Origin of the sequence: Streptomyces sp. NPDC085944, from assembly GCF_040686295.1 — a bacterium.
GTDB lineage: Bacteria > Actinomycetota > Actinomycetes > Streptomycetales > Streptomycetaceae > Streptomyces > Streptomyces salinarius.
This window is the reverse complement of sequence record NZ_JBFBJX010000014.1, coordinates 90,662-105,385: the sequence shown is the minus strand read 5'-3', so window position 1 is coordinate 105,385 and position 14,724 is coordinate 90,662. Positions and strand designations below refer to the sequence as shown.

17 protein-coding genes and 3 pseudogenes are annotated in these 14,724 nt (G+C 73.9%); 6 read left to right on the top strand and 14 right to left on the bottom strand.

Annotation, left to right across the window (positions count from 1 at the left end; all coding sequences use genetic code 11):
* Positions 1-3 precede the first annotated feature (3 nt).
* Together AB0P07_RS26275 and AB0P07_RS26270 are read right to left on the bottom strand one after the other, a co-directional pair.
* Positions 4-2,121, bottom strand: a complete 2,118-nt coding sequence (locus AB0P07_RS26275) for an MMPL family transporter (RefSeq protein WP_365554836.1) — start codon at positions 2,119-2,121, stop codon at positions 4-6.
* Between the two features lie 143 nt (positions 2,122-2,264).
* A complete protein-coding gene (locus tag AB0P07_RS26270; protein WP_365554834.1) occupies positions 2,265-2,771 on the bottom strand; it encodes a MarR family winged helix-turn-helix transcriptional regulator in 507 nt (168 codons plus the stop codon).
* A 129-nt stretch (positions 2,772-2,900) separates the two neighbouring features.
* Here AB0P07_RS26270 and AB0P07_RS26265 point away from each other — a divergent pair.
* Positions 2,901-3,089 (top strand): annotated as a pseudogene (locus tag AB0P07_RS26265) (DUF2867 domain-containing protein); the annotation flags it as partial.
* A 76-nt stretch (positions 3,090-3,165) separates the two neighbouring features.
* Here the strand turns inward: AB0P07_RS26265 and AB0P07_RS26260 are convergent.
* The 3 genes from AB0P07_RS26260 to AB0P07_RS26250 are packed head-to-tail and all read right to left on the bottom strand — an operon-like array spanning position 3,166 to position 4,175.
* Positions 3,166-3,597: a hypothetical protein gene (locus tag AB0P07_RS26260; RefSeq protein WP_256111560.1), complete on the bottom strand. Its 432-nt coding sequence runs from the start codon at positions 3,595-3,597 to the stop codon at positions 3,166-3,168.
* Entirely contained in the window at positions 3,590-3,931 is a 342-nt protein-coding gene (locus AB0P07_RS26255) for a DUF3140 domain-containing protein (protein WP_365554832.1), read from the bottom strand. The genes AB0P07_RS26260 and AB0P07_RS26255 overlap by 8 nt, the downstream gene beginning before the upstream one ends.
* Before the next feature lie 16 nt (positions 3,932-3,947).
* The gene (locus AB0P07_RS26250) at positions 3,948-4,175 is read right to left on the bottom strand and encodes a DUF2945 domain-containing protein (protein WP_365554830.1); all 228 of its coding nucleotides are present in this window, start codon (positions 4,173-4,175) and stop codon (positions 3,948-3,950) included.
* A gap of 181 nt (positions 4,176-4,356) precedes the next feature.
* On the opposite strand from AB0P07_RS26250, the gene AB0P07_RS26245 reads away from it, so the two are divergent.
* A complete protein-coding gene (locus AB0P07_RS26245) occupies positions 4,357-5,166 on the top strand; it encodes a thioesterase family protein (RefSeq protein WP_365554829.1) in 810 nt (269 codons plus the stop codon).
* Here the strand turns inward: AB0P07_RS26245 and AB0P07_RS26240 are convergent.
* Together AB0P07_RS26240 and AB0P07_RS26235 are read right to left on the bottom strand one after the other, a co-directional pair.
* The gene (locus AB0P07_RS26240) at positions 5,138-6,154 is read right to left on the bottom strand and encodes an NADPH:quinone reductase (RefSeq protein WP_365554827.1); all 1,017 of its coding nucleotides are present in this window, start codon (positions 6,152-6,154) and stop codon (positions 5,138-5,140) included. The two genes, AB0P07_RS26245 and AB0P07_RS26240, sit on opposite strands and share 29 nt — an antisense overlap.
* 9 nt (positions 6,155-6,163) lie before the next feature.
* Entirely contained in the window at positions 6,164-6,718 is a 555-nt protein-coding gene (locus AB0P07_RS26235) for a DUF2269 domain-containing protein (protein WP_365554825.1), read from the bottom strand.
* Positions 6,719-6,909: 191 nt separating this feature from the next.
* Here AB0P07_RS26235 and AB0P07_RS26230 point away from each other — a divergent pair, with 191 nt between their 5' ends.
* Positions 6,910-7,335 carry a hypothetical protein gene (locus tag AB0P07_RS26230; RefSeq protein ID WP_365554824.1) on the top strand — a complete coding sequence of 142 codons (426 nt, stop codon included), beginning with the start codon at positions 6,910-6,912 and terminating at the stop codon, positions 7,333-7,335.
* 13 nt (positions 7,336-7,348) lie between these two features.
* Here the strand turns inward: AB0P07_RS26230 and AB0P07_RS26225 are convergent, their stop codons facing one another.
* A complete protein-coding gene (locus tag AB0P07_RS26225) occupies positions 7,349-8,299 on the bottom strand; it encodes a sugar kinase (RefSeq protein WP_365555053.1) in 951 nt (316 codons plus the stop codon).
* 116 nt (positions 8,300-8,415) lie between these two features.
* Positions 8,416-9,048, bottom strand: a complete 633-nt coding sequence (locus tag AB0P07_RS26220; protein WP_365554822.1) for a bifunctional 4-hydroxy-2-oxoglutarate aldolase/2-dehydro-3-deoxy-phosphogluconate aldolase — start codon at positions 9,046-9,048, stop codon at positions 8,416-8,418.
* Between the two features lie 429 nt (positions 9,049-9,477).
* On the opposite strand from AB0P07_RS26220, the gene AB0P07_RS26215 reads away from it, so the two are divergent.
* Complete coding sequence (locus AB0P07_RS26215; protein ID WP_365554820.1) at positions 9,478-9,879, top strand: hypothetical protein; 402 nt, start codon at positions 9,478-9,480, stop codon at positions 9,877-9,879.
* Between the two features lie 122 nt (positions 9,880-10,001).
* Complete coding sequence (locus AB0P07_RS26210; RefSeq protein ID WP_365554818.1) at positions 10,002-10,496, top strand: GNAT family N-acetyltransferase; 495 nt, start codon at positions 10,002-10,004, stop codon at positions 10,494-10,496.
* 42 nt (positions 10,497-10,538) lie between these two features.
* Here AB0P07_RS26210 and AB0P07_RS26205 read toward each other — a convergent pair whose 3' ends face one another.
* Positions 10,539-10,934, bottom strand: coding sequence for a prolyl oligopeptidase family serine peptidase (locus tag AB0P07_RS26205; protein ID WP_365554815.1), 396 nt, complete (start codon positions 10,932-10,934; stop codon positions 10,539-10,541).
* Between the two features lie 190 nt (positions 10,935-11,124).
* Between AB0P07_RS26205 and AB0P07_RS26200 the strand changes: the two genes are divergently transcribed.
* A complete protein-coding gene (locus tag AB0P07_RS26200; RefSeq protein WP_365554812.1) occupies positions 11,125-12,345 on the top strand; it encodes an amidase in 1,221 nt (406 codons plus the stop codon).
* 21 nt (positions 12,346-12,366) lie between these two features.
* On the opposite strand, the gene AB0P07_RS26195 is transcribed toward AB0P07_RS26200, so the two are convergent.
* From AB0P07_RS26195 to AB0P07_RS26180, 4 genes and pseudogenes are all read right to left on the bottom strand, one after another.
* On the bottom strand, positions 12,367-12,513 hold the full coding sequence (locus AB0P07_RS26195) for a hypothetical protein (RefSeq protein ID WP_365555066.1): 147 nt from the start codon (positions 12,511-12,513) through the stop codon (positions 12,367-12,369).
* 201 nt (positions 12,514-12,714) lie between these two features.
* A pseudogene (locus tag AB0P07_RS26190) lies at positions 12,715-12,777 on the bottom strand (hypothetical protein); the annotation flags it as partial.
* A 172-nt stretch (positions 12,778-12,949) separates the two neighbouring features.
* Positions 12,950-13,279, bottom strand: a pseudogene (locus AB0P07_RS26185) (GH59 galactosidase); the annotation flags it as partial.
* Between the two features lie 142 nt (positions 13,280-13,421).
* Positions 13,422-14,453: an alpha/beta hydrolase gene (locus AB0P07_RS26180; RefSeq protein WP_365554809.1), complete on the bottom strand. Its 1,032-nt coding sequence runs from the start codon at positions 14,451-14,453 to the stop codon at positions 13,422-13,424.
* Positions 14,454-14,724 lie beyond the last annotated feature (271 nt).

Genomic DNA, 14,724 nt, shown 5'->3' with positions numbered 1-14,724 from the left:
CGCTCACCCCCGCCCCGTCCCCGTACGGCGTCCCAGCCGCCCGGGCCACCAGGCGACGGCGCCGATGTCGCGGGCCAGCGCCGGGACCAGCAGCGAGCGGACGACCAGGGTGTCCAGCAGGACGCCGAAGGCCACGATGAACGCGATCTGGAGCAGGAAGGCCAGCGGAATCACCCCGAGCGCGGCGAAGGTGGCGGCGAGGACGACGCCGGCCGAGGTGATCACGCCGCCGGTGGCGGTCAGCCCGCGCAGGATGCCCTCGCGCACGCCGTGGCGCAGCGCCTCCTCCCGTACCCGGGACATGAGGAAGATGTTGTAGTCCACGCCGAGGGCGACCAGGAAGACGAATCCGTACAGCGGAACGGAGGCGTCGGTGCCGCTGAAGCCGAACACGTGGGTGAAGACGAGCGCCGAGACGCCCAGGGTGGCCAGGAAGTTCAACCCCACCGTCGCCACCAGCAGCAGGGGCATCAACAGGGAGCGCAGCAGCAGGACCAGGATGACCAGGATGATGGCGAGGACCACCGGCACGATGAGCGTGCGGTCCTCGGCCGCGGTCTCCTGGGTGTCGTACTGCTGGGCGGTGTAGCCGCCGACGAGGGCGTCCGCGCCGGAGACCTCGTGGACGGCGGCCCGCAGCCGGACCACCGTGCTCTTTGCGGCGTCGCTGTCGGCGGGCGCCTGGAGCGTCGCGTCGATGCGTACGCGTCCGTCGACCACCAGGGGCGCACCGTCGCCGGGGCGGCCCGAGGCGGTCACCGGGGCGGCCGCGGCGACGCCGCGGGTGTCGCGGGCGGCCCGGAGGACCGGGTCGAGACGGTCGGCCTCGGCGATGACGACGGCGGGGTTGCCGGAGCCGCCGGGGAAGTGCTCGGCGAGGGTCTGCTGGGCGGCGACCGAGGGAGTGTCGTTCACGAAGATCTCGTCGAGCGGGACGCCCTTGGAGCTGAGGGTGGGCGCGAAGGCCGCGCAGGCGAGCAGTGCGGCCAGCGAGACGGCCCAGATGCGGCGCGGAGCGCGGTCCACGAGGGCGGCGACACGGTGCCACATCCGGTGTCCTGCCTCCGGGTCGCCGGTCCGCACCGGCTTGGCCGGCCAGTACGCGACCCGGCCGAGCAGCACCAGCACGGCGGGCAGGAAGGTGAGCGTGCTCAGCACCGAGCACACGATGCCGATGGCACCGACGGGCCCGAGCGCGCGGTTGTTGGTCAGGTCGCTGAGCAGCAGCGCCAGCAGGCCGAGCGCGACGGTGGCCGCGCTGGCGACGACGGCGCCCCAGGAGTCGCGCAGCGCGGCGCGCACGGCGTCGAAGCGGTCCGGGTGGCGGGCGAGCTCCTCGCGGAAGCGGGCGGTGAGCAGCAGCGCGTAGTCGGTGGCGGCGCCGATGACCAGGATGGAGAGGATGCCCTGGACCTGGCCGTCGACGCGCACGACGTCGCGGTCGGCCAGCGCGTAGACGACGGCGCACGACAGGGCCAGTGCGAAGACCGCGCTCAGGATGATGACCAGGGGCAGCAGGACGCTGCGGTAGACGAGCAGCAGGATCACCAGGACCGTGATCAGCGCGACGGCGAGCAGCAGTCCGTCGATGCCCGCGAAGGCGTCGGAGAGGTCCGCCTGGGAGGCCGCGGGGCCGGCGAGCTGAGCCCGGGTGCCGGGGACCTGCCCGGCGGCGTCACCGATGTCGGCCAGCACGTCCGGGAGCCGTTCGCCGAGGTCCGGTTCGACCTGGACGACGGCCTGGAGCGCCCGGCCGTCGTCCGAGGGCACCGCGGGGCTCGCGGGTCCGACGATCCCCGGGTCGCCCTCGAGACCCGCGACCGAGCGGGTGGCCGCCTGCCGGTGTGCGGTGACCGCGGCGTCGCCGTCGCCGTCGGCGGTCCAGACGACGATCACGGGGAGCGTCTCGTCCTGCTGAAAGGCCTTCTGCTCCTCGACGACACGGGTGGACTCGGCGCTGCGGGGCAGGAAGGAGGCCTGGTCGTTGGTGGCGACCTCGCCGAGCTTGCCCGCGTAGGGGCCGAGCGCGCCGCCGACGACGAGCCAGACCAGGAGGAGGAGCACCGGGACGAGCCATCGGGCGCGCCGGGCACTTCGGGGCGGGTGGGAGGGGGTGGACATCGGTGTCGGGTCTCCAAATCTCGGGGGGCACTGGCACCAAATGCAGCTCGATCATAAACAATCTCAACTATCGAGTTATCTTCGGGTGTCATGGAGGCGCCGGACGTCGCGACACGCCGCTGTCCCCGTGGGCGGCGGCCGGCTCAGCGGTCGTCCGACGCCACGTGGCTCAGCTCCTCGTTCAACGCAGCCAGAAAACGGCCCACGACGGCCAGTTCGTCGTCGTCGAAGTGTGCGCGGGCGGCCACGGCGGCGTCGGCCAGCGGACGGAAGTACCGTCGGGCCGCCTCGCGGGCCTCGGGCACGTAGTGCAGGTGGACGACCCGGCGGTCGGCGCTCTCCCGGACCCGGCGCACGTGTCCCGCGCGTTCGAGCCGGTCCACGCAGGCCGTCACCGCGCCCGAGGTGAGCCCCAGGTGCCGGCGCAGCCGCCCCGGCGTCATGGGTTCGGGCGCGTCCAGGATCGCGGCGAGGGCCTGGATGTCGGTGGCGTGCAAGGTGTGGGCACCGGCGAAACCGTGCACGACGCGGTTGATCTCGCCGTTCATCCGCCGCAACTGGACGGCGAGGACGCGCAGGTCGCTCGCCTCGGGGCCGGGTCCGGTCCCCCGCTCGTGCGCGTGCTGTCCGCGCTGGTTCGCTGTCGCCACGTGATCAGCGTATAGAAGGGTCGACCTGGGCCCGGACGCGTCAATCCCGTCGCGTTCGGGGGAAGGGGTCACGGTGACGGCTGTCCCGCGAGCGACGGAGCCCCATGAGCCACGCAGGTGAAGGACCCGCGGACGCGGTACCGCCAGCGGGCGCTGTTCCACCCCCACGGGCCGGCGGGCCACGCTTACTGGTGGAGCGTGTGGCCCTTCCACGCCGTAATCTTCGGCGGCATGGCCCGCAACACCGCCCGCGCCGCCGCCCGTGCCGCCCGTGCCGCCCGGCGCTCCGGCCCGGTCCCCGGTACCGCAACGCGGTGAGCCCGGCGGTCACGCCCGTGCCGGGCCCACCGCCCCGGTCCGGGCCCCGCCCGTCCCGCCGGGCCGCGGGGCGTGGTCAGGCGGGGCTGTCGGGGCGGGACGTGTGGTCCGGGTGGTCGCGGGTCCGGCGGGCCTCCTTCAGCTCCGCCTCGTAGAGGTGGGTGCGACCTCCGGCCAGGCGCGCCACCGCTTCCCGCTCCAGGTCCCGGAACGCCTGGTAGTACGTCCGGTCGTACGCCTCGACGATCTGGAACGTCCAGTGACCCGGGATCACGTTGCGGCCCTGGATCTCCGTGCGGACCCGCTCCGCCCAGTCCTCGTGACCGGCGGCGCGCAGCAGTTCCACCGCGCGGTCCAGCTCGAAGTCGGCGGAGCCGGTGAACTGGTGGAAGGCGAACAGGTGGCCGCGGGCGCACTCGGTAGTCTCCAGCGCCTTGGACAGCGACCCGAGGGCCTCCACGGTCGCGTCGCTGACGCCCTCGGGGCGCCGGTGCGGATCGTCATCCATGGTGCTCCAGCGGGTCGTGGCCCCAGTTCATGAGCGAGTACCGCCATCGGGTCTCCCCGACGTCGCCCGACGGGCGCTGGGCCAGGTGCCTGCGGATGTAGCCGACGACCTTGCGCATGTGCTCGTAGTCGTCGTCGGAGAGGTCGCCCTTCTTCTTCCGCAGGATCTCGACGATCCGGCGGCCGGAGGCGTGCCCGACGGACTCGCCGCCGTCCTGGTGGTGCCCGGCGTCGCGGGACTCGTCGCTGTCGAGCCACTTGTCCAGTGCGGCCGGTGTCATGTTCACCAACTCGTGGAACGCGTCCCGGGTCTCGTCCTGCGCGTCGCCGTCCATGTCACCTCACCTCTTGTCACTTCTTCTTCAGCGCGGACGGCTTGTGCACCGCCGACCTGCCCGACTTGTCGCTGCGGACCTGGTACTGCGGGTCGTCGGGAGAGGCGTCCACGGTGCGGCCCGCCGCCTCGGTGCGCTCGGTGATCTTCTTCTCCACCTCGCCCCCGGTGCGGGAGCCGTGACTGCTCCAGGTGACCTTGTCGCCCTTCTTCAGCCGCTCGCCGTCGTCGCGGTTCTTCGCCATCGCGGTGCTCCTTCGCCTGCGGTCCCCCTCGCACTTCCTGGACGGCCTGGGTTCCCCGCCGGAGGTGCCCCACTCGGGCCGGGACCGATTCGGCGCCGAACTATCCTGGTCGCGGCCCCGGCGCCGCCGTCCCGGCCCGCCGCCGTCGTCCTCGCACCGCCGTCGCTTCAGGAGCAGCCCGTTGAACACCAGCACAGCGACCATGGACAGCTACTACGAGCGGATCGACGAGCACCGCTACAAGCCCACCCGGCACGCGGGCGGCGCGTGGAGCCCGGACGAACAGCACTTCAGCCCGCTCGGGGGCCTGATCGTCCACGCGGTGGACCGCCATCTCGCGCGCCGTCCCGGCGCGGCGGAGCTGTCACTGAGCCGGATCAGCTTCGACATCCTGGGCCGCCCGGCGCTGGACGAGTGCGAGATACGGGTGGAGACCGTGCGTCCGGGGCGCACCATCGAGCTGGTCGAGGCGACGGTGCTCATGGCGGACCGCTCCGTGGCGCGGGCCAGGGCGTGGCTGCTGGCGGACGGGGACACGAGTGCGGTCGCCGGTGGCGGCGCCGACCGGCTCACCGCGCCGGACACGCTCCCCCGCTGGCCGATGGAGACCGAGTGGCCCGGCGGCTACATCGCCTCCCTGGACGTACGCCCGCTCGCACCGCCCTCCCCCGGCCGCACCACGGCCTGGATCTCCACCGGCCTCGACCTGGTCGCCGGGGAGAGCGCGAGCCCGCTGGCCTCGTACGTCGCACTGGTCGACACGGCCAACGGCATCGCGGTGCGGCAGTCGCCGCGGGAGTGGATGTTCCCGAACGTCGATCTGACCCTGCACCTGCACCGCGCACCGCGGGGCCGCTGGACCGGACTGGACACCACCGTCGTCTTCGGGCCCACCGGTCAGGGCGTCACCAGCACCGTGCTGCACGACGTGGACGGCCCCGTGGGCCACGCCCAGCAGCTGCTCACCGTCCGTCCGCAGCCCCGGGCGTGAGGACGAGGCGCCCCCGGACCTCCCCGGCCTCCAGCCTGCGGTGCGCCTCAGCCGCCCGCGACAGCGGCAGGCGGTCGGCGACGCGCGGGCGCCACGGCGTGTCCCGGAGCGCCCCCAGGACGCCCCGGGCCGCGTCGGCGAGGTCGGCGGTCGTGGCGTTGCTGATGGCGAAGCCCACGATGCTCGCGTCCCGGGTGTAGAGCCGGCCGAGCGGCAGTTCGACGGCGCCCTGGCCGAGTCCGACCATCGCGACCAGGCGCCCGCCGTGGGCCAGCAGGTCCACGGCGTCGGCGAGCACCCCGTGCCCGGACGTGTCCAGGTGCACGTCGTAGCCGTCGGGAGCGGCCCGGCGCAGCTGCCGGCCGAGGTCGGGCGCCCGGTGGTCGAGGACCTCGGCCGCGCCGAGCCGGCGTACCCCGGCGGCGTCCTCGGTCCGGGCCGTGGCGACGACGCGTGCGCCGGCCCGGGCGGCGAGGGCCACGGCGGCGCCGCCGACGTTCCCGGCGCCGCCCCCGACGTACACGGTCTCCCCCGCCCGCAGCCGGCCGTGCCGGAACAGCGCCAGCCAGGCCGACGCCGCGGGGTGCGCGGCGGCCACGAGAGCGTCACCGGCGACGCCGGGCGGCAGGGGGTAGAGCCGGTCGGCGGCGACCGTGGCGTACTCGGCGAAGGAACCCTGCCGGCCCGCGTGGCCCAGGCTGTTGCACCACACCGGCTGCCCCGGAGTGAAGCCCGCCGCGCCGGGACCGGCCACGGCGACCTCGCCCACCAGGTCCCGGCCGACGACGAAGGGCAGCGGCAGCGGGGTGGCGTACGCGCCGGACCTCACGAAGGTGTCCACGGGGTCGGCGGCGACGGCCCGGACCCGCACCAGCACGTCGGTGGGCCCGATCGGCGGTACGGGAAACTCCCCGTACCGGATGGCGTCGGCCGGTCCGACGGCCTCGACGTACGCCGCCTGCATCGTTGCGGGGACTGTGCCGCTCATGCGTGCATGCTACGAACGCTCGGCAGCCGCCGCAGCCGTGGGCCGAGAGCCTGTCCGACGGACACTCGCAGCACGCTGGCGCAGACGGCGGCCGCGCCGGGTGAGTCCCCAGGGCTTGAGAAGCGAGATCACGGTCATGAACACGTAGGCGGACAGAGAGACCACCGGCCCGAAGAGCACGTCCCCCGCGTTGGGCAGCGGCCCGCCGGCGGCCACGACGGCGACCGCGGAGTTCACGCCGGGGCGCAGGGCGAAGAACGTGGCGACGGTGGTGGCCAGGGTCAGCCAGAACTTCGTGTACACCCACCGGTACCGGGCGAGCCCCCACGGCGTGCCGAGGGCCAGCACCAGGCCGCTCGCCAGGGTGAGCAGGGCCAGGGGAAGCAGCAGCCGGTCGGCGAACAGCTTCATGCAGCGGACGGCGGCCTCCACCGTCTCCGGGGAGGAATCGGTGGCCGCTGTCACGCCGAGCTCCAGCAGCCCGAGGGTGAGCCCGAGCCAGGCGGCCGAGGCGACGACATGGACGACGAGGCAGGCCCGGCGTGCGGGGCGGTTGAGTTTCACCCCGCCCACGCTGCCGGTCCGCGACCGCCGCGGCGTCCCACGACGGGAGTAACCCGCCGTACCGGTCCGGGCGTACGCGGCGGGCCGGCGCCGTGCCCCGGTCGGAGCAGAGCCCGGGCGTCCGCGCTGCGCGGGGGACGTGTGCCTCGTAGCCTGAGCGTGTCTCCGAGGAAACGCCGCTAGGAGTTCCCATGCGTCTGCCCATCGAGTTCAGGCATGTCGCCCCACGACTGGCCACCGGGGCTTTCATCCTCAATTCCGGTCTGGCCAAGCGGAGAGCCGACGAGCAGACCGCCGCCATGATGCACGGCATGGCGAAGAACACCTATCCGTTCCTCGGCAAGCTCCAGCCGACGACCTTTCTGCGGCTGCTCTCCGCCGGTGAGATCGCACTCGGTACGGCGCTGCTCCTGCCGGTCGTGCCGACGGCGCTGGCGGGCATCGGTCTGACCGCCTTCTCGGCCGGGCTGACGGGCCTGTACCTGCGTACTCCGGGGATGCGCGAGGAGGGCAGCCTGCGTCCGACGCAGGAGGGGACGGCCCTGGCGAAGGACACCTGGATGCTCGGCATCGGCGTGGGATTCGTCGTCGACGGAGCCACGAACAGGTCCTGCTGAAGGCCGGTTCGCTCTACCGCGTCGGCGCCTGACACCAGTCCCGCTCGGTGCGGGCCAGCATGGCTTCGACGGTGTCTGCGTCGGGCAGGGGCCCGTGGTCGCCCACGACCTGCAGCGCGGAGGCAGCGGTGATGTGGCCCAGGCGCAGGGCGCGGGTGAGGTCGGTGCCGCGCCACAGTCCGGCGAGGAATCCGGCGGCGAACGCGTCGCCCGCGCCGACCGGCTCCACCACCTCCGCCGCCAGGGCGGGCACGGTGCACACACTCCGTTCGGTGAACGCGGTGGCGCCCCGCCCGCCGTCCTTGACGACGAGGACGCGCGGGCCGCTCAGCAGCCCTCGGACGCCGGCTTCGGTCAGGCCGGCACCCCACAGTTCCTGTGCCTCGTCCAGGCCGACGAAGACGATGTCGGCGCGATCGGCGAGGTCCCGGAGCACCTCGGCGGCCGTGTCCGGCGGCCACAGCGCGGGGCGGTGGTTGACGTCGAAACTGACGGCGTGGGTACGCCGCGCCCGCGGGGTGCCCAGTGCGCGTTCGACCAGGGCCCGACAGGACGGTGACAGGGCCGGGGACACCCCGGTCAGGTGGAGGAGGGCGGCCCCGCCGACCCGTGCGTCGTCCAGGACGTCGGGGCCGAGGGCCGAGGCCGCCGAACCCTGGCGGTAGTAGTGCACGCGGGTCCCGGCCGCGCCCGGGTCCTTCAGGAGCAGCCCGGTCGGCCGGGCCGGGTCGGTGCGCACCCCGGAGACGTCCACGCCGGCCCCTTCGACGGCCGCCCGCACCCGCCGGCCGAGGGCGTCGTCACCGACCGCGGAGAGCCAGGAGACGGGCAGGCCCAGGTCCGCGAGGTACATGGCCACGTTCGACTCGGCGCCCGCCACCGACAGGCGCAGGGATTCCGTGCCGTCCAGCGTGTGCGGCGGCGCCGGGGCCATGGCCGCCATGGTCTCCCCGATGCACACCACGGGTCCCCGCGCCGGCCGCCAGTGGCTCGCGGTCCGCGGTTCGGCGTCGGGCCCGTCGCCTCCGCGCGTGCGTACGGCGGCGTCGGCGTCCCCTTCGGACGCGGGCCGGGCGCCGGTCACGGCCGGGCCTCCCGCACGGCGGCGCGGAAGGCGCGGGCCCGGGCGCGGAGGGCGTCGAGGCTGCCTCCGTCCGCGGCGTCGCCGATCAGCGGGGAACCGACCCCGACGGCGGTGGCGCCGGCCGCCAGGTAGGCGCGGGCCGCCGCCTCGTCGACGCCGCCGACGGGTACGAGGGTCTCGTGCGGGAAGGGCCCGCGCAGGGCCTTGACGTACGCGGGCCCGCCGGCCTGGGCCGCCGGGAAGATCTTCAGCGCGGCGACGCCGAGGGTGTGCGCGGTGATGATGTCGGTCGGTGTCATGACGCCGGCCAGGACGGGCAGGCCCAGCTCACGGGCGGCCACGACGCCCTCGCCCAGCCCCGGCGTGACCGCGAAGTCGGCGCCCGCACGGTGGGCGGCCACGGCGTCGTCGGCGGTGAGGACGGTGCCGGCGCCGAGGGGCCGGTCGGGCCCGAGCGCGGCTCTGGCCCGTTCGACGACCCGGAGGGCGTTCTTGCCGGTCAGCGACACCTCGATGAGCTCGAGCCCCTCCTCGGCCAGCGCGAGTACCGTGCGCAGCGCGGCGTCGGCGTCGTCCCCGCGCACGATGGCGACGAGGCGGTGGGCGGCGAGGGTGGCTCGCAGATCCACGGGCGAGGCTCCTTCTCCAGGGGTCGTGGGGTGCGGGTCGGTCGGCGCGCGGGGCACTCGGCGACCAGGGTAGAAGGCTCCCGCGCCCGGTCCGGAGGCCGGGGCCCCGCAGGCGCCCGCGGGGAGGGACTGCCGTGCGGCACCCGCGGGGAGGGACGGCCGTGCGGCACCCGCGACCGTGCGGGGCGCGGCCCCGTCCCGTTGCCCGACGTCACTTGTCCCGCTGAGCGGGGTGGGTGACACCCCGCCACGTTTCAGGGCGCACCCGGCGCGGACGGCGCCCTGGAGGCGAGCGCTCCGACCCTTTGCCGGGCAGCCGCCACACGCACGTCGGCCGCACGCACGTCCGGCATGTGCACGTTGCGCGTTTTGCACCATTCCTCATGGTGACCCGGGTGGAGGACATCCACGTGCGACGAGGTGAGAAACATGCTGGTGCTGGGTCTCCTGCTCATGGCGGGCGCCGCCGCCTTCGCAGGTCTGCTGATCGCGTACAACCTGTCCGGCGGTCCGGACTACACCGTGACCCTGTTGGGGAGCGAGCCATTCACGATCAGTACGCTCGGGGCGTTTCTCGGCGGCATCGCCCTGACACTGATCTTCGGCCTGGGCATGTGGATGCTCCTGGCCGGGACGGCGCTGGCGCGCCACCGCGGCAAGAAGCGCCGCAGGGAACGCGAGACCGCCAGGCAGGCCACCGCCGAGCGCGACGCACTGGCCGACCGGCTGGAGGGCCGGGGCAGCAGCACGACCGCGGCGGAGGAGCCGGCCGGACAGCGCCGCCCGGCATCCCACCGACCGCAGTGGCTGCGGCCGCACGGCCACCACTGACCGACCGGGAACAGACCGGCCGGTCCGGCTCACCGCCGGGCCGGCCGGTCTCCGCATCGAAGGGCCCGGCCGGCGGCGGAAACTCGGCAGGTCTCTGGGCCCGGTCTCGGTAGGGTCGGGCGATGCCCGAGCTGAAGCGGCTGCATGCCGACCACGCCCCGGCGGTCCTCGCCTTCGAGCTGGCGAACCGCGCGTACTTCGTCGCCTCGATCCCCGACCGCGGCGACGACTTCTTCGACCGGTTCCCCGACCGGCACAGGGCCGCGCCGGCCGAGCAGGAGGCCGGCGTCTGCGCCTTCTACCTGCTCGTGGCCGAGGACGGCTCGGTACTCGGCCGGTTCAACCTGTACGACGTGGAGGACGGCACCGCCAGACTCGGCTACCGGGTCGCGGAGCACGTCGCCGGCCGCGCAGTGGCGACCGCGACCGTGCGGGAGCTGTGCCGGACGGCGGCGGCGGTGCACGGCCTGCGCACCCTGAGGGCGGCCACCTCGCACGACAACGCCGGGTCCCGGAGGGTCCTGACCAAGGCCGGGTTCATTCCGGTGGGTCCCGCCACCGCGGCCGATCTGGGCGGCAAGTCCGGCAGCTGGTACCAGCGCGACCTCCAGCCGTAGGCCCCGACGCGAAGGAGGCGACCCACGCGCTGCGGCTCGGGGTCAAGTGCTCGTACGGCGGCGGGCGAACTCCAGGGTGCGCAGGCCCACCCGGAGGTGGTTGCCGCCGGTGAGGAGGCGCAGGTCCGGCTGGTGCCCCGCCGCCCGGAGGGCCTCGGCGAGGCGCACGGACTGCCGGGCGGGCACCAGGGTGTCGTCGGTGCCGTGCAGGATGAGGAACGGCGGTGCGTCGGGGCTCACGCGGGTGACCGGACTGGCGTCGCGCGCCGCCTCGGTCCGGTCCGCCAGGGCGCCGCCGAGCAGCAGGGACTCACGGGAGGCGGGGCCCTTCGGGTCGTACGCGCCCCCGAGGTGGTCCTCGGCGAGTCCGGTCGGGTCGGGTCGGGTCGGGTCGGGTCGGGTCGGGTCGGGTCGGAGGGGGCGTACCAGGTGACGCAACCGGTGACGGTGGCACCGTCGGCACGGGTGTGCCGGGTCGGCCGGGCGAAGGGGCCCGGCCGCCAGTACGCGTCGGGTTCGCCCACCCGACCGTCTTCAGCGCCTTCTTCCGTCAGCACACCGGTTCGACACCGACCGAGTTCCGGTCCGTGACACAGTCCTGAGGACCACGCCTGGCAGGAGGGAACTTGTGACCAGTGGAACCGATCGTCTCCCCGAGGGGTTGCTCGGCGACTACCCGCAGATGACCGCCGGCGCGATCGCCGCCGCGGTCCGGTCGGGCGACCTGACGGCGCGCCAAACCACGGCGGTGGCGCTGGAATTCGTCGCCCGCCACGACACGGTGCGGGCCTTCTCCGAGACCTGGGAGCGCACGGCCGCCGAGCAGGCCGCCGACGTGGACCGTCGTATCCTCGCGGGCGAGGCCCTGCCGTTGGCCGGAGTGCCCCTCGGGGTCAAGGCCACGGAAGGACTCACCGCGCACCAGACCCGCCGCCTGATCCGGGCCGGCTGCGTCGCCGTGGGTGCGACGTCCACCCCCGGGCCCGGCACCGCTTGGCAGACCTGGGGTGCCACGGACCTCGGCCCCACCCTCAATCCGCACTCTCCCCTCTGGAGCCCGGGCGGTTCGTCGGCCGGTTCGGCCGCGGCGGTGGCCACCGGTCTGGTGCCCCTGGCCACCGGCAGCGACGGGGCCGGCTCGGTGCGCATCCCCGCCGCCTGGTGCTCGGTGATCGGCCTGAAGCCCACCAACGGCCTGGTGCCGGCCCGCGACCGGGCGGGGCTGAACATCGCCGGACCGCTGTCGCGCACCGTGGGCGACGCCGCGCTCTACCTCGACACGCTCACCGGCGCGGAGCGACCGTCCCCGCCGACTCCCCCGGAGCGTCCCCTGCGTGTCACGTGGTCCGCCGCCTTGGGCTTCGCCGACACCGTCGACCGGATCGCCGCCTCGGCGCGGAACTTCCTCGACGCCCTGCTCAGCACCGGGTACATGGTCGAGCACGACATCCCCGTGCGGTTGGACGACCCGGTTCCGTGCTGGGCGGCTCTGCGCGGCGGCGACAGCGCGAGTTCCACCGACGTGTCGCGGCGGATCGCGGCGATGAAGGAGGAGTTGGAGCGCGTCTTCGCCGTGGCCGATGTCGTCGCCACTCCGACGACGCCCAACCCGCCGCACGGTCACGACGGACCCGGTGCCACCATGAGCGTCGCCCTGACCTGCGCCTTCAACATCAGTGGCCACCCGGCCGTCAGCATCCCCGCCGGGACGACCCCGGCCGGGGAACCGGTCGGGCTGCACCTGATCGCCCGCCGGCACCGCGAAGCCGACCTGCTGGCCGTCGCCGCGGCCGCCGAGCACCTGGCTCCGGCAGCGCCGGGCCCACCCGGTTCCGCCCGGCGACCGTGACCGCCGGGCGGGCGGCCGCGGTCACGAGGTGGTGGCGTCCTTGCGTGCCAGCCGCGCGAAGGCGTCGTCGAGCCGGTGCGCGATCTGGGCGGCCCCCGGGATGCCCAGTCCCTTCTGGCCGCGCAGGGCGGCCCGGGCGGCCGAGCGGGCGGAGTCGAACAGAGCCAACGAGTCGGGGGTGTACCGCCCGGCACCGGGTCTCCCGCCTCGGCGAGGCTGTCCCGGATCGCAGTCGCGTCCACCCGGCCGTCCACGTCGCCGGAGATGGCGGTGAAGGCGTCGAAGACGATCGTTCCGGACTTCAGGACGACCGTACTTCTGGCAGGCGTCGAGGATGGTCTCCGTGTACCAGGTGTACATCTCCTCCTGCCCCGTGCCCTTGTCCCATTCCTTCTGGACCCATTCGGCCATGGTCCAGCGCAGGATCGACACCTTGAGGTCCCGGTTGACCGTCTTGGCGTCGGCGGCCAGCTGGCAGCCGGGTCTCCGTCACCGGGCGGAAGAGCCGCCCGGTGACGGAGGACGACGGCATGGATGACCGGGTACGGGAGGCGCCGGCCGGTTCGTCCGGGGTACGCGTGGTCGCCGGGTCGGCGCCGGTCGACGTGTTCGTGTCCGAACCCATCTCGATCTTGACGGGGTTGATCAGCGGGTTCTTCCCGCAGAACAGGACTCGGATCAGCTCCCAGTACCGCTCGGGATGCTCGGCCTTGCAGTCCAGCGGCAGGTTGCTCGTACTGTTGCAGCTGAGCAGCCCGAGGCCCTTGCAGGTCAGGCCGTTGACGTTGTCGGCGCGGACGTCGTTCCCGTCGACCACGATCTCCACGGGACCGTCCACGGGATGGGCGGCAGGGGCGGCGATCAGGCCGGCCGCCAGCTCCAGGACGGCGGAGGCGGCCAACGGCAGCCATCCGGTTGTTCTGCGCACGCCCATCAGACGCGTGTTTCCCTCGGGTTGCGGGGAGGGACACCGGAACAGAAGGGTCCCACGCAGCGGTCACCAGACCTCAAACCAAGAACGAAGAAAATCGATCACGATCACACACGGCTTGGAGACATGTGCGCCGGAATCCCGGTCACCTCGGCTCCGGTCGGCCGGACGTCGGCAGATCGGATGGCACACCCCGCGCTGCCAGCGTGTCCAGGACGTCCGCGACCGGGGTGGGATCCAGAGGGCCGACGTGTGACGCACCGGGGAAGTCGTGCACGCGGAAGCTGTTGCCGGGCGTGGACGCGTCGGCTTCCGCGATCATTCTGTCCTGGAGGGCGGTGGCGATCGTACGGTCCCTGCCGAAACGCAGGTACGTGCGGGGAACGCGTCCCCAGCGCCCGGCCCGGCCGACCGCTCGGCCCGCATAGGCGGCGACGGGCTCGTCGGTCTGCATGCCGGCCAGTATCCGGCGGAAGTCGGCGTGCGGGTAGTCCGCGCAGATCATCTCCTTCAGGAGGGCCAACTCACCGCTGACACCGGTACGGAAGTTCAGCCGCAACACCCCGAGCCGGTCCGGGTCACCCACCGTCAGCTCCACCGGGCTGACGGCGTTCGCGTTCTCGGGTGCAGCCGTGCAGGCGTCCGCCGTGGGCAGGACACGGCTGGGGCAGAAGGCCGCCATGTAGCAGATGTGGTGCAGCAGGTGCGGGACGGCGTCGCCGACCCGGCTGACCGACACGCCACCCAGGCTGTGCCCGACCAGCACCACCGGGCCGTTGCGTGCCGCCTGCCGCACGACGCCCGTGACGCGCGCCTCGTAGTCGTCCAGCCCGAGCCCTCTCAGCGGGGACGGCTCGACCGCCATCGCTGCGAGATCCTGCCGCTGGTACGACTCCGCCACGAATGCCTCCGCACCGTGTCGCGGCTGGTCCACCATGACGACGCGGTGGCCGCGCAGCGCCAGTTCCCGCGCGATCGGCATCCAGAACGCGCCGGCGCTGTGCGTACCGTGCACGAGCACGTACGTGGTGATCCCGTGACGCGGGACCGCCGCGGCCTGCGAGGTGCCGAGCCCGGTGGCCAGCGCCATGCCGCCCACTGCGAGTCCCAGCCCACGCAGCGCCGTCCGCCGGGTGGCGCGCCCTTGTTCTTCGTTCGTGTCATCCATCATGAACACAACGCTATGAACGGCCCGTTCGGCCCACCAGCGGTCCAGCACCCCCTTCAGGGGTGGGCCCACAACCACCGCGTGCGGCCCGGTGGGGTTCGGGGGCGGCGGGCGATCCAGGCCCTGTGTGTGGTGCGTACGCCGCCGGGGCGCAGCTGCTCGAACGCCCGGGGCAGGGTTCGGCCGGGGTCGGCGTGCTGATCCGGCGGGAGCCGGCGCGCGAGGGCCAGGCTGGCGGTGCACCCGAGCCGACGGCATCGGCCGCTCACCGCCCGGCCGC